This is a genomic window from Uliginosibacterium aquaticum (assembly GCF_012972705.2).
GTDB classification, from domain to species: domain Bacteria; phylum Pseudomonadota; class Gammaproteobacteria; order Burkholderiales; family Rhodocyclaceae; genus Uliginosibacterium; species Uliginosibacterium aquaticum.
This window is the reverse complement of the sequence record NZ_JABCSC020000002.1, coordinates 216,332-228,712: the sequence shown is the minus strand read 5'-3', so window position 1 is coordinate 228,712 and position 12,381 is coordinate 216,332. Positions and strand designations below refer to the sequence as shown.

Here is a 12,381-nt window from a genome sequence, read left to right as displayed (position 1 = left end):
TGATTCTCCTTGTGGCTCAGGCGGCTTTGCGCAGGCCTGTTTGTGTGGCTTCGGCACGCAGTGAGGCGTGGGCTTCTTCGAGGTAGCGGCTGTCAGCCCAGTCTTCGATGGCGAAGTCGTTCTTCACGTAGCCGTGGCTTCGCAGGAAATCCTTCTGGATCGTGAGGCCGGCGAGGTTTTGCGGCGAGAGGCTGGGGACGAAGTCGAATTCCTGAATCAGGCGGGCGATCTGTTCGGTATCGCGGTAGGTGGTGACGCGCGCAAAGATGTCTGCGGCGGCGCGGCGGTTGGCGTTGATCCATTGACCGGCGCGAATGGCGGCACGCAGCCAGGCAACGACGACTTCCGGATGGGCCTTGGCGAATTCGGTGTTGACCGCAGTGGTGTAGGGGCCGTTGGTGACACGCAAGCTCCAGTCCGGATAGCGGTCGAGATCTTCGATGACCTTGTATTCACCGCTGGCGATCAGCGGGGCCGAGCGCGCCGGGCTGCTGTAGATGGCTTCGACGCGGCGCTCCTGCAGGGCCAACAGGTCTTGCGCAACATGGCGATGCAGGTAGCCCCAGTTTTCGGCGGGGCGATTCGCTGGGGCGGCGGGCTTGGCTTCTACTTCTTCGAGAATGACGATGTCAACTTCGCTGCGCTCCAGCCCGGCGATGGCGAGTGCGAGTTCGATGCCGCGTTCGGCGGTGGCACGCACGAAGTCGATCTTCTCGGTAGCGAGGCTGCGTGTGAGACCGATGCGGCGGCCCTTGAGATCAGCCACGCGGTGGATGCCGGAATCGGTGCGCACCAGAATCTGGCCCGCGCGCTGCGCGAAAGTGGCGGCGATCAAGGTGGTGTCGGTGAGGTCGGCGCGCGCCTGGATGGTGGGAATCGCACCGCCGTCACGGAAGAGTTTGGGCAGGGAGTGCGTGAAATGCGGCAGCCAGCCGGCGTTGTCCGGCAGCGAGCGCAGGTAGCGCGGAGTGGCGCCGACGCGGCGGAATTCCTCGTCGAGAATGCCGAGTTCGAGCGCTACGTTGGAGGCCACGAAAACGGGGCAGATGGTGTAGAGCACTTCCTGTGCGCTGGCGGAGGTCTGAGCTTGGGTCATGGCTGTTCCTTTATTGCGTGAGCGATGGGGTGGGCTGGCGCTGGGTGCGCCGGCTACAGGGCGGAGGTATGAAGCGGGCGTTCATCAGGCAGCTTCCTCCAGCGCACCGATGCGCTCGGGCAGCAGGTCGGCCAGCAGCAGTTCCTTGATCTCCTGGAACTCGCGCGAGGAGCGTTTGCGCGGCTTGGGCAGGTCGACGACCAGATCGCGGCGGATCTGCGCGGGCGGGCCGTCGAGCACGATGATGCGATCCGACAACACGATGGCTTCGTCGATGTCGTGCGTGATCAGCAGCACATTGGGGCCGTCGTCGCCCACGATTTCAAGCAAGTGATCCTGCATGCGCACGCGGGTGAGCGGGTCGAGCGCGCTGAATGGCTCGTCGAGCAAGAGCAGGCGCGGGCTGCCGACCAGCGCACGGGCCAGCCCCACACGTTGGGCCATGCCGCCGGAGAGTTGCTTGGGCAGCGCATCGGCAAATTGGGTGAGCGACACTTTGACGAGGGCGGCTTGTACAGCTTCCTTGCGTTCGGCATCGGGGCGATCCCACACGGCGAGCTCTACGTTCTGCGCGACCGTGAGCCAGGGCATCAGGCGCGGTTCCTGGAAGGCAACGCTGATGAGCGGGTTCGGGCCGCTGATGGTTTCGCCATCAAGGCGGATGCGGCCTTGCGTGGGGGCTTCAAGCCCGGAGAGCAGGCGCAGCAGGGTGCTCTTGCCGCAACCGCTGGGGCCGATGACGGTGAGGATGCGCTCCTGGTCGAAGGTGAAGCCGAGCGGACCGAGGGCGGTGAAGTCGTCGAACTTCTTGACCAGTCTCTGGATGTCGATCATGGCGGTGTTTTCCTTATTCCTTTTCAACCGTGTCTTGCCAGCTCAGCACACGCTGGGCGATGCGGGCGATGATGAGATCGGTGGTCTTGCCGCACAGGGCGAAGACGATCATGCAGGCCATCACGATCTGCGCACGGCCGGTCATTTCGCCGTCGAGCAGCACGTATCCGATGCCGCTGGAGGCGCCCATCAGCTCCGCCGCCACCACCACCAGCCAGGCCACGCCCATCGACTGGCGCAGGCCCACGAAGAGGAAGGGCAGGCTGTGCGGCAGCAGTACCTTGGTGATCAGCCGGACGCCGCGCAGCCGATAGACCTGGCCGACTTCGATGAGCTTGCGGTCCGCCCGGGCGATGCCGGACATGAAATTCAGATAAGTCGGGAAGAAGGAAGCCTTGGCAATCAGCACGACCTTTGAGCCTTCATCGATCCCCAACCAGAGGATGAACATCGGTATCCAGGCGAGGCCGGGAATGGTGCGGATGGCGTGGATGGTGGGGTCGATGATGGAGCGCCACCAGGTCGAGTAGCCGGTGAGCGCACCAATCACGATGGCGACAGCAGAACCTGCGGCAAAGCCAAGCAGCACACGCTGGAAAGAGATGGCCAGATGCGGGTTGAGATAACCCGAGATGACCATTTCATACAGCGCGCCGAGCACCTTGGTAGGCGTGGGCAGCAGCACCGGGTCAATCAGTGAGAAGCTGCCCAGACCTTGCCACACGGCGAGGATCAGTGCCGGAAATATCAGGGGCCTGACAATCGCAGCAGCGCGGTGCGCCAGCGCGTAGGGCCAGGCCGGTGCGGCCAGTGGGCGCACCAGTTTGAGGATCAGTTCAGACATGGTGCGCTCCCTGACTTATTTCGACAGCTTGAAAACGGTCGGGTCCAGCACGTCCTTCACGACGGCGGCCACATTCGTATCGGCCGGTACCGAGCCCAGCTTCTTGTAAAGCTCGCCCCAGAAAGCCAGATCGATGGCGTCTTGCGGCACGATTTCCGGGTTGTCGTTCTGCTCCAGCGAGCGCTGAAAGACCTTGCGCGCAACGTCCAGATCGACCTTGGATGACTCGGCAAAATCCTTGATGGCTTGTTCCGGATTCTGGTTGCTGTAGACGCGGGCACGATTGAATTGAGCCAGTACGATCTTCACGATTTCCGGATTTGCCTTGAGGTATTCCTCGCGCACATTGAGCCCACCACCGCCGGCCAGACTCTTGTCGACGAACAGGATGCGGGCCTTGTTCTGCACTTCGGCGATGGTCCAGTCCGGCTCCAGTGCGGCCCAGGCTTCGACACGACCAGCAGCCAGCGCGAGTCGCCCTTGCGCATGCTGCAGGCTGACGATCTCGACATCCTTTTCGGTGAGGCCGTGCTTGTGCAGGGCGGCGATCAACGAGATCAGCGGGCCGGTGCCGGGGGTAGCGGCGATTTTCTTGCCGCGCAGGTCGGTAATGGATTTGTAAGGCGAGTCGTGGCGAACCAGGATCGGCGCACCGTGCGAGTTGCGGCCGGTCCAGTACACAAACTTGATCGGCGTGCCGTTGGCGCGTGCGAGGAAGGCGGAAGCCGAACTGGTCGAGGCGATGTCGATGTTCTTGCCACGCAAGAATTCCAGACTCTTGTTGCTGCCCAGGGATTCGACCCATTTGACGGTAACGCCATGTGACTTGAGTGCATCCTCGATCCAGCCCTTGTCTTTGGCGATGCGGGTTTCAGGATTGATGGACGAAAAACCGAGACGGATTTCGTGCGGCTCGGTGGCGTGCGAGGTTTGCGTGGTAAGGCTCAGTAAGAGAAGGGCGGCCGCTAGCGTTCTTTTCATGACGTGTCCTGAATTGGCTGTTTTGTTGTGTGTCAGCCAATTTACGAGGGCAACTCAGGCGTGGGAACGAAGCATTTCCACCATGCTTATCCAGTTGTGTTGAATATCTATTTTTGGGGACCTGGATTGAGTCAGTAGCGGCGGCACGTCAGGCGATCGTCATCGCTTGTGTGAGCCGTTATTTCTTGGTGATGGGTTTGTACGCGCGCGGGCCGAAGACGATTCGCAGGCGCTCTTGCTGCTGGGGTTATGGCCAGATCTTCGCACCGAAGCTTTCTGCGCCCAATGTTTGGCGGCAGGCCATCAATAGCGACTTTTCGAGGTGGTCGAGACGCACTGCGCTGTCCTGGGTTCGCAGCTCAGGTGGCGTGGTCAGACGCTTAACCTCCGAAAGTTTCGTGGTAGAAGCTGAGATGCAGGCTGCTGCAACTCAGTCTGGTGTCCATGAGCTGGAAGTATGGCGCAACGAAAAAGGCCTACAGCATCGCTGTAGGCCTTTTCTGAGGATTTTCAGTCATTAACTCCAGACTGAAAAAATATTTGGTAGGCGGTATTGGACTCGAACCAACGACCCCGTCCGTGTGAAGGACGTGCTCTACCAACTGAGCTAACCGCCTGCATGACTGGGAAAAACTTCGTTCCCGTCAGAAGAGAGGCCGAATTATAGGGAAGCTTTTTCGGTTCGTCAAAGCTTTCATCGCTTAAAATGCAGATCTTTCGTTTTGATGCTATTCCGTCAGCCATGAGCACTCCTGTTCGCACCCGTTTTGCCCCCAGCCCGACTGGCTTTCTGCACATCGGCGGCGCTCGCACTGCGCTGTTTTCTTGGGCCTTTGCACGTCGTCATGGCGGTCAGTTTGTCTTGCGTATTGAGGATACTGACGTTGCACGCTCTACGCCCGAAGCAGTCCAGGCCATCATTGATGGCATGAGCTGGCTGGAGCTGACCCATGACGAAGGCCCGTTCTATCAGATGCAGCGGATGGAGCGTTACAAGCAGGTGATTGGTGAAATGCTGGCGGCTGGAACGGCTTATCACTGTTACACCCAGCCGGAAGAACTCGAGGTCATCCGTGAGGCGCAACGTGCGCGTGGCGAGAAGCCGCGTTACGACGGTCGGTGGCGTCCGGAGCCTGGAAAGGTTTTGCCTGCTGTGCCGGAGGGATTGCAGCCGGTGGTGCGTTTCAAGAATCCGCTCGAGGGAGTGGTGGCCTGGGACGATCTGGTTAAGGGGCATATCGAGATCTCCAATGCCGAACTGGATGATCTGGTTATCGCTCGTGCCGATGGCACGCCGACCTACAATTTCTGCGTGGTGGTGGACGACTGGGATATGCGTATCAGTCATGTGATTCGTGGTGATGATCACGTGAACAACACCCCGCGTCAGATCAATATCCTCAAGGCTCTGGGGGCGAGTGTGCCGCTCTATGCGCATCTCTCGATGATCCTGGGTGATGACGGCACCAAGCTTTCCAAGCGTCACGGGGCTGTCAGCGTGATGCAGTATGACGAAGAGGGTTTTCTGAAAGAGGCGGTGATCAACTATCTCGCGCGTCTGGGCTGGAGCCATGGTGACGAAGAGGTCTTCTCGCGCGAGCAGTTTGTCGAGTGGTTCGATCTGGATCACATCACGCCCTCAGCCGCGCAGTTCAATACCGAGAAGCTCAAGTGGCTGAATGCACATTACATCAAGCAGACTGAACCGTCAGTGTTGGCGGCTGATGTGGCGAAGCGTCTGGCTGCTCGCGCGGTAAGTGTCGAGGGTGGGCCGGAGCTGGCCGCAGTTGTGGCACTGTACCGGGAGCGTGTATCAACCCTGGTTGAGCTGGCTGATTCGGTGGAGTCATACTTCGTTGAGGTAGCGCCGTCTGCTGAGCTGGCGGCTCAGCACCTGACCGAAAGCGCCTGTTCGGCGCTGGCGTTGCTGGCTAGCAAGCTTGTCCTTGTGAGCTGGGATAAGGTGGCCTTGAGCGGGTTGATCAAGGAAACCTGCAGCGAGTTGGGTCTGAAAATGCCCCAGCTTGCAATTCCGCTGCGCGTGAAGCTGCTTGGTGTGGCGCAAACGCCGTCGATCGATGCCGTCCTGGAGGTGCTGGGGCGTGAGCGAGTGCTGGCGCGTTTGAGGTAAGGCGGGCGGCCTAGCTGCACTCTCCTTATTTGGAGGGTGCAGCCCGTTGCGTGGCGAGGCGCCGAGAACAGCGCTGCTCGCTTTTGCTGCGCTAGGTCAGCGCGTTTTGTCGCGCATGAGGCGTTGCTTCTCGCGTTCCCAGTCGCGTTCCTTTTCGGATTCGCGCTTGTCGTATTGCTTCTTGCCCTTCGCCAGGCCGATTTCCATCTTGACTCGGCCCTTGCTGTAGTGAAGGTCGAGTGGTACCAGGGTGAAGCCGGCGCGTTCAACCTTGCCGATCAATTTGTCGATCTCGTTCGCGTGCAGCAGGACCTTGCGGGTGCGGACCGGGTCAGGCTTAACGTGCGTGGAGGCGGCGAGTAGCGGGCTGATATGCATGCCGATGATGAAAATCTCGCCGCTGCGAATCAGTACGTAGGCTTCCTTGATCTGCGCGCGGCCGGCACGGATGGCCTTTACCTCCCAGCCTTCCAGAACAAGGCCGGCTTCGAAGCGTTCCTCGATGAAGTAGTCGTGAAAGGCTTTGCGATTGTCAATGATGCTCATGATGCTGCGTGGCTGCAGTGTTGGCGCGTGATCCGCTAGAATCGCGCATTCTAGCAGCGACGCAGCAGGCAGCCTCAATCGCATGGCCGAAATCAGAAAGTCCGTTCTTGTTGAACATGGTGCCGACGCTATGTTCAGGCTCGTTGATGGCGTGGAGGATTACGCAGCCTTTCTGCCCTGGTGTGGCGGGGGGGAGGTGCTTGAGCGCAGTGTTGAGCATGTGGTGGCGGTGGTGCATATTCGCTATCACGGGATCAAGGCGCATTTTTCTACTGTGAATGAAGTCGAACCTGGCCGGCGCATCCGCATGCGTTTGCGCGAAGGACCGTTTCGCAAGCTTGATGGGGAGTGGAACTTCACTCCGCTTACTGAGGCGGCTTGTAAAGTGGAGTTCGTTTTGCATTACGAGTTTTCCAGCAGCCTGCTTGAAAAGGTGTTGGGGCCGGTGTTCAGCCAGATTACCGGCAGTTTCGTAGAGGCTTTTATCCGGCGCGCCGATCAGTTGGCCGCTCAGGGTTCCGGAGCTGTATTCAAATGAAAATTGAAGTCTGTTATGCCTTGCCCGAAAAGCAAGAGTTGGTCAGTCTGCAACTGGCAGAGGGCGCAAATATTGAGCAGGCGCTAAATGCGTGTGGTCTGCTTCAGAAGCACCCGGAGATCACGCTCGAGCAAGGAAAGTTCGGCGTGTATGGAAAAATTTGCCGACTTGATACGGCTCTGCGTGACGGTGATCGGATCGAAATCTACCGCCCTTTGATTGCCGATCCGAAAGAGGTGCGGCGCAAGCGTGCTGAAGAGGGGAAGGTCATGAAAAAGGGCGGCGGCGAACTGTAAAAACGCAAAAGGCCGCCCGAAGGCGGCCTTGCTGACTGTCAGGTCAGGCTTACTTGCAGTCTTTGGCCAATTGCGCCTTGCTGCGAGAGATTTCAGCCTGCATCTGCGAATCATCCATCGGGATGTTTTCGCCTTTTTCGTTGGCCTTGCCGACTCGGCCGCCACGTTCGAGCATTGCTATGTTGCGCCGCAGGTCGGAGCAGTAGCGCTCCTTGTCGGCCTTGGCTTCTTGTTCCTTCTTCAGTTTTGCGTCAGCTTCTGCTTTCTCGGCCTGTCGCTGTTTGAAGTCGCGGTCGCGCTCCTCCCATCCTTTAGGGGCAGAGGCTTTTGCTTCAGGGACGCCGGAGGCGTTGGCCACTGGAGGGCTGCCAGCGCTCTTGGGGGCGGCTGCCGGCTCTGGAACCATGTTGCTGCGCACGGCTTTGGCGTCGGTATTGGGAGGCGGCTGGTCAGAAAAATGGGTGCGGCCACTACTGTCTTTCCATGTGTAGACTTGGGCGCCAGCTACCACAGGGAGTGTGCAGGCCAGGGTGATGGCGAGAAGCTTCAGTTTCATGGTGAGTCCTTGAAGGGAGTGCAGGGCCGCCGCTCGGTTTTGCCGGATGGCCCTCCGCCTGTATAATGCCGATTTGCCGGTAAGGATTATAAACATGCGTTTGATCCAGAAGGCGCTGACCTTCGACGATGTTCTCCTGGTCCCCGCCCATTCCAATGTTCTGCCGCGTGACGTCAGCCTTGCTACGCGCCTGACGCGTAACATCAGTCTCAATATTCCGCTGGTTTCCGCAGCGATGGATACCGTAACCGAATCCCGTCTGGCCATTGCTTTGGCGCAGGAGGGTGGCATCGGCATCATTCACAAGAACCTTACACCCAAGCAGCAGGCTCAGGAAGTGGCGCGGGTCAAACGGTTTGAATCCGGCGTCCTGCGTGATCCGATCACTATTCCGCCGACGCTGACCGTACGTGAAGTGACTGCGCTGACTCGCCAGCACAAGATTTCAGGCTTGCCTGTTGTCGAAGGCAAGAAGGTGGTTGGCATCGTCACCAACCGTGATTTGCGCTTCGAAACCAATCTCGATCAGCCTGTATCGTCCATCATGACCCCGCGCGAGCGTCTGGTGACTATCCAGGAGGGGGCGTCGCTCGACGAAGCCAAGGCGCTGATGCACAAGAGTCGCCTTGAACGTGTGCTGGTGCTTAAGGCTAACGGTGATCTGTATGGCTTGATCACGGTGAAGGATATTCAGAAGGCGACTGAGCATCCGCTCGCTGCCAAGGATGCTCAGGGCCGCTTGCGAGTAGGGGCCGCGGTGGGTGTGGGCGAAGGCACTGAAGAGCGTTGTGAGTTGCTGGCTGAGGCGGGCGTGGATCTGATCGTGGTGGATACTGCGCATGGTCATTCGCAAGGTGTGCTGAGCCGCGTGAATTGGGTCAAGAAGAATTTCCCGCAAGTGGAAGTGATCGGCGGCAATATTGCGACTGCCGCCGCTGCGCTGGCTTTGGTGGATGCCGGAGCCGATGCAGTCAAGGTTGGTATCGGTCCTGGCTCGATCTGTACGACACGTATCGTCGCCGGGGTTGGCGTGCCGCAAATCACTGCAATCGATAACGTGGCCAACGCCTTGGCGGCTCACGGCGTGCCTTTCATTGCCGATGGTGGCATTCGCTACTCGGGTGACATCTCCAAAGCTATTGCGGCTGGCGCCAACTGCGTGATGCTTGGCGGTTTGTTCGCCGGAACCGAAGAGGCGCCGGGTGAAACCGTGTTGTTCCAAGGTCGCAGTTACAAGTCTTACCGCGGCATGGGGTCTCTCGGCGCCATGCAGCAGGGGTCGGCGGATCGCTACTTCCAGGACAACGAAGGCGGTAACGCTGAGAAGCTTGTTCCGGAGGGTATTGAGGGGCGCGTGGCCTACAAGGGACCGGTTGGTGCGGTAATCCATCAATTGATGGGTGGCCTGCGCTCTTCGATGGGCTATGTGGGCTGCAGCAGCATCGAAGAAATGCGTGCCAAGGCCGAGTTCGTGGAAATTACTTCGGCAGGTATCCGGGAGTCTCATGTCCATGACGTGCAGATCACCAAGGAAGCGCCGAATTACCAGCACATGGACTGAGTTGCATGGGCCGTCTTCTGATGGCCTGCTCTCAAGACTTCCGGAAATTACTTGATGAATCACCCCGCACCTGCACCTGAACAGCAATCCAAGGGGCGTAGTGCGGGGATCGGTTTCATCATGATCACCGTGCTGATCGACATGATTTCGATTGGCTTGATCATCCCGGTGTTGCCGGCGCTGGTCGGCAGCTTTACCCGTAATCCGGTTGAGCAAGCCTGGTGGTATGGAGCGGTGGCGTTTGCTTTTGGTTTTGCCAACTTCATCGGATCGCCGCTTCTTGGCGCGCTGTCGGATCGCTATGGCCGACGTCCTGTACTGCTGCTTGGCTTCTGCGGTTTGGCTCTGAATTTCTTTGCGACTGCCTTGGCTACTTCACTTTGGATGCTGGTGGCGGTTCGCTTGGTTGGCGGCGCCATGCAGGCCAATGCGGCGGTGGCGAATGCCTATGTGGCCGATATCACACCACCTGAGCAGCGAGCGCGCCGCTTCGGCATGCTTGGGGCCATGTTTGGCATGGGCTTCATTCTCGGCCCCGTGATGGGCGGCATTCTTGGTGCTATCAATTTGCATCTGCCGTTCTTCGCCGCAGGTTCGCTGGCTATCCTGAACTGGTTGTATGGTTATTTCGTACTGCCCGAATCTTTGCCGCTCGAGCGTCGCAAGCCGATCCAATGGCGTACTGCGGTTAATCCTGTTGCATCCTTGCGCAAGTTGAATCAACTCAAGGGGGTGGGACCGTTGGTGGCAGTGATTGCGCTGGCTTCGCTGGCCCAATTCATCTTGCATACAAGCTGGGTTCTGTCCAATAGCTTCCGCTTTGGCTGGGGGCCGGGTGAAAACGGTTGGTCGCTGTTTGCTGTAGGGGTCATGTCTGTGATCGTGCAGGGTTTCCTGCTCAAACATTTCTTGCGCTGGTTCGGTGCCCGCAAGCTGGCTGCGATCGGGCTTGCGTCGGGGGCTGTTGCTTACTTCCTGTGGGGTATGGCGACCCAGGGCTGGATGATGTACGCCGTGATCGGCTGCAATGTGCTGGCATTTGGCGCCATGGCTGCCGTACAAAGCCTGATTTCAAACTCGGCTGAAGCCCATAATCAGGGGCAGACCATGGGGGCTGTGTCTTCGCTCAATAGCCTGATGGCTGTGCTAGCGCCAATGCTTGGTGCTCCATTGTTGGCCACCGTCTCGCATCTGCCGCCGCATGACTGGCGTGTTGGCGCTCCTTTCTTTTTCTGTGCTGCACTGCAGGCCGCCGCTGCCGTGTTGGCCATGCGTTATCTGATGACGCACAAAGCCACGCTGGCGGCCGCTGCGGCCGCAGCTTCCTCTGTTCCCGATTCCGCCACGCCCTGATCCATCATGCACAAGATCCTCATTCTCGATTTCGGTTCCCAAGTTAGCCAGTTGATCGCACGTCGCGTGCGTGAAGCACATGTCTATTGCGAACTGCACTCCTTTGATGTCTCCATCGACTTCATTCGCGACTTCAATCCCACCGGCATCATCCTGTCGGGCGGTCCGAATTCGGTTTACGAGAGTGACTACCAGGCCGATCCGAAACTTTTCGAACTGGGCGTGCCGGTCCTGGGAATCTGCTACGGCATGCAATGGATGGCGCAAGCGCTGGGTGGAAAGGTCGAAGCGGGCAAAGTGCGTGAGTTTGGTTTTGCGGAGATCCAGTCGCACGGCGGTGCGTTGTTTGAGCACCTTGAAGACCGGGTTGGCGATGCAGGGGAAAATTTCCTCGAAGTCTGGATGAGCCACGGCGACAAGGTCACCGCGTTGCCTGCCGGCTTCAAAATCATCGCCAGCAACGCGGCGTGTCCGATCGCAGCCATTGCTGATGAAGACCGCGGCTTCTATGCCGTGCAGTTTCACCCTGAGGTGACGCACACCCTCAAGGGGCGTGACATGCTCAATCGCTTCGTGCTGCAGATCTGCAAGGCGGATCCGTCCTGGACCATGCCGAACTACATCGATCAGGCCGTTGCGAAGATCCGCGAGCAGGTCGGTTCCGATGAAGTGATTCTGGGCTTGTCCGGTGGCGTTGATTCTTCTGTGGCGGCTGCGCTGATTCATCGTGCGATTGGCGACCAACTCACCTGTGTGTTTGTTGATAACGGTCTGCTGCGCCTGAACGAAGGCGAGCAGGTCATGAACATCTTCAACAAGCATCTTGGTGTGAAGGTCATCCACGTGAACGCCACCGAGCAGTTCATGGGCCATCTTGCGGGCGTGACTGATCCGGAAGCCAAGCGCAAGATCATCGGCCGCGAGTTCGTTGAAGTTTTCCAGGCCGAATCCGCCAAGCTGCCCAGCGCCAAGTGGCTGGCGCAAGGCACGATCTACCCGGATGTGATCGAGTCGGCTGGTGCCAAGACCAAGAAGGCCCACACCATCAAGAGTCACCACAATGTCGGTGGCTTGCCAGATACCTTGAAGCTGAGCCTGCTGGAGCCGCTGCGCGAGCTGTTCAAGGATGAAGTGCGCGAGTTGGGCGTGGCGCTGGGCCTGCCGCACGAGATGGTCTATCGTCACCCGTTCCCGGGTCCGGGCCTTGGCGTGCGCGTGCTGGGCGAAGTGAAGAAAGAATACTGCGACCTGCTGCGCCGCGCGGATGCCATCTTCATCGATGAGCTGCGCGCTTTCGACTGGTACGACAAGACCAGCCAGGCCTTCGCGGTATTTCTGCCGGTTAAGAGCGTCGGCGTGATGGGCGATGGCCGCACCTATGAATACGTCGTAGCCCTGCGTGCCGTGTGCACCTCCGACTTCATGACTGCCAAGTGGGCCGAGCTGCCCTACGAGTTGCTGGGCAAGGTCAGCAACCGCATCATCAACGAGGTGCGTGGTATTAATCGTGTGGTCTACGACGTGTCGGGCAAGCCGCCGGCTACGATCGAGTGGGAGTGATTCCACGTCTGGCAGTGCTTGGCATGTACAGGCACAAAAATACACCTAGGCCCGTGATTTTGCGGGCTTTTTTCATGTTTAATGC

Annotated in this window: 12 protein-coding genes and 1 tRNA gene; 6 read left to right on the top strand and 7 right to left on the bottom strand. The window is 59.1% G+C overall.

Annotated elements, in window-relative coordinates:
• Positions 1-16: 16 nt before the first annotated feature.
• The 5 genes from HJ583_RS08535 to HJ583_RS08515 form a co-directional block, all read right to left on the bottom strand.
• Positions 17-1,096, bottom strand: coding sequence for an ABC transporter substrate-binding protein (locus tag HJ583_RS08535; RefSeq protein ID WP_170021539.1), 1,080 nt, complete (start codon positions 1,094-1,096; stop codon positions 17-19).
• An 84-nt stretch (positions 1,097-1,180) separates the two neighbouring features.
• On the bottom strand, positions 1,181-1,930 hold the full coding sequence (locus tag HJ583_RS08530) for an ABC transporter ATP-binding protein (RefSeq protein ID WP_170021538.1): 750 nt from the start codon (positions 1,928-1,930) through the stop codon (positions 1,181-1,183).
• Between the two features lie 13 nt (positions 1,931-1,943).
• On the bottom strand, positions 1,944-2,774 hold the full coding sequence (locus HJ583_RS08525; protein ID WP_170021537.1) for an ABC transporter permease: 831 nt from the start codon (positions 2,772-2,774) through the stop codon (positions 1,944-1,946).
• A gap of 15 nt (positions 2,775-2,789) precedes the next feature.
• A complete protein-coding gene (locus HJ583_RS08520) occupies positions 2,790-3,755 on the bottom strand; it encodes an aliphatic sulfonate ABC transporter substrate-binding protein (RefSeq protein WP_170021536.1) in 966 nt (321 codons plus the stop codon).
• A gap of 541 nt (positions 3,756-4,296) precedes the next feature.
• Positions 4,297-4,372, bottom strand: a tRNA-Val gene (locus HJ583_RS08515).
• Between the two features lie 125 nt (positions 4,373-4,497).
• Here HJ583_RS08515 and gltX point away from each other — a divergent pair.
• Positions 4,498-5,886: a glutamate--tRNA ligase gene (gene gltX / locus HJ583_RS08510; RefSeq protein WP_170021535.1), complete on the top strand. Its 1,389-nt coding sequence runs from the start codon at positions 4,498-4,500 to the stop codon at positions 5,884-5,886.
• Between the two features lie 96 nt (positions 5,887-5,982).
• On the opposite strand, the gene smpB is transcribed toward gltX, so the two are convergent.
• Positions 5,983-6,432 carry an SsrA-binding protein SmpB gene (gene smpB / locus HJ583_RS08505; protein ID WP_170021534.1) on the bottom strand — a complete coding sequence of 150 codons (450 nt, stop codon included), beginning with the start codon at positions 6,430-6,432 and terminating at the stop codon, positions 5,983-5,985.
• Between the two features lie 82 nt (positions 6,433-6,514).
• On the opposite strand from smpB, the gene HJ583_RS08500 reads away from it, so the two are divergent.
• Entirely contained in the window at positions 6,515-6,970 is a 456-nt protein-coding gene (locus tag HJ583_RS08500) for a type II toxin-antitoxin system RatA family toxin (RefSeq protein ID WP_170021533.1), read from the top strand.
• Positions 6,967-7,266: an RnfH family protein gene (locus HJ583_RS08495; protein WP_170021532.1), complete on the top strand. Its 300-nt coding sequence runs from the start codon at positions 6,967-6,969 to the stop codon at positions 7,264-7,266. Before HJ583_RS08500 ends, HJ583_RS08495 begins: the two co-directional genes overlap by 4 nt.
• A gap of 49 nt (positions 7,267-7,315) precedes the next feature.
• Here the strand turns inward: HJ583_RS08495 and HJ583_RS08490 are convergent, their stop codons facing one another.
• A complete protein-coding gene (locus HJ583_RS08490) occupies positions 7,316-7,822 on the bottom strand; it encodes a DUF4124 domain-containing protein (RefSeq protein WP_170021531.1) in 507 nt (168 codons plus the stop codon).
• 94 nt (positions 7,823-7,916) lie between these two features.
• On the opposite strand from HJ583_RS08490, the gene guaB reads away from it, so the two are divergent.
• From guaB to guaA, 3 genes are all read left to right on the top strand, one after another.
• Positions 7,917-9,383: an IMP dehydrogenase gene (gene guaB, locus HJ583_RS08485; RefSeq protein ID WP_101942740.1), complete on the top strand. Its 1,467-nt coding sequence runs from the start codon at positions 7,917-7,919 to the stop codon at positions 9,381-9,383.
• Between the two features lie 120 nt (positions 9,384-9,503).
• Positions 9,504-10,736: an MFS transporter gene (locus tag HJ583_RS08480; RefSeq protein WP_235943787.1), complete on the top strand. Its 1,233-nt coding sequence runs from the start codon at positions 9,504-9,506 to the stop codon at positions 10,734-10,736.
• Positions 10,737-10,742: 6 nt separating this feature from the next.
• A complete protein-coding gene (guaA, locus tag HJ583_RS08475; RefSeq protein ID WP_217423355.1) occupies positions 10,743-12,296 on the top strand; it encodes a glutamine-hydrolyzing GMP synthase in 1,554 nt (517 codons plus the stop codon).
• Positions 12,297-12,381 lie beyond the last annotated feature (85 nt).

What these genes read in the sequence shown, in the direction of transcription:
- HJ583_RS08535 (WP_170021539.1), bottom strand. Translation starts at nt 1,096, where the DNA reads ATGACCCAAGCTCAGACCTCCGCCAGCGCACAGGAAGTGCTCTACACC.
- HJ583_RS08530 (WP_170021538.1), bottom strand. Translation starts at nt 1,930, where the DNA reads ATGATCGACATCCAGAGACTGGTCAAGAAGTTCGACGACTTCACCGCC.
- HJ583_RS08525 (WP_170021537.1), bottom strand. Translation starts at nt 2,774, where the DNA reads ATGTCTGAACTGATCCTCAAACTGGTGCGCCCACTGGCCGCACCGGCC.
- HJ583_RS08520 (WP_170021536.1), bottom strand. Translation starts at nt 3,755, where the DNA reads ATGAAAAGAACGCTAGCGGCCGCCCTTCTCTTACTGAGCCTTACCACG.
- gltX (WP_170021535.1), top strand. Translation starts at nt 4,498, where the DNA reads ATGAGCACTCCTGTTCGCACCCGTTTTGCCCCCAGCCCGACTGGCTTT.
- smpB (WP_170021534.1), bottom strand. Translation starts at nt 6,432, where the DNA reads ATGAGCATCATTGACAATCGCAAAGCCTTTCACGACTACTTCATCGAG.
- HJ583_RS08500 (WP_170021533.1), top strand. Translation starts at nt 6,515, where the DNA reads ATGGCCGAAATCAGAAAGTCCGTTCTTGTTGAACATGGTGCCGACGCT.
- HJ583_RS08495 (WP_170021532.1), top strand. Translation starts at nt 6,967, where the DNA reads ATGAAAATTGAAGTCTGTTATGCCTTGCCCGAAAAGCAAGAGTTGGTC.
- HJ583_RS08490 (WP_170021531.1), bottom strand. Translation starts at nt 7,822, where the DNA reads ATGAAACTGAAGCTTCTCGCCATCACCCTGGCCTGCACACTCCCTGTG.
- guaB (WP_101942740.1), top strand. Translation starts at nt 7,917, where the DNA reads ATGCGTTTGATCCAGAAGGCGCTGACCTTCGACGATGTTCTCCTGGTC.
- HJ583_RS08480 (WP_235943787.1), top strand. Translation starts at nt 9,504, where the DNA reads ATGATCACCGTGCTGATCGACATGATTTCGATTGGCTTGATCATCCCG.
- guaA (WP_217423355.1), top strand. Translation starts at nt 10,743, where the DNA reads ATGCACAAGATCCTCATTCTCGATTTCGGTTCCCAAGTTAGCCAGTTG.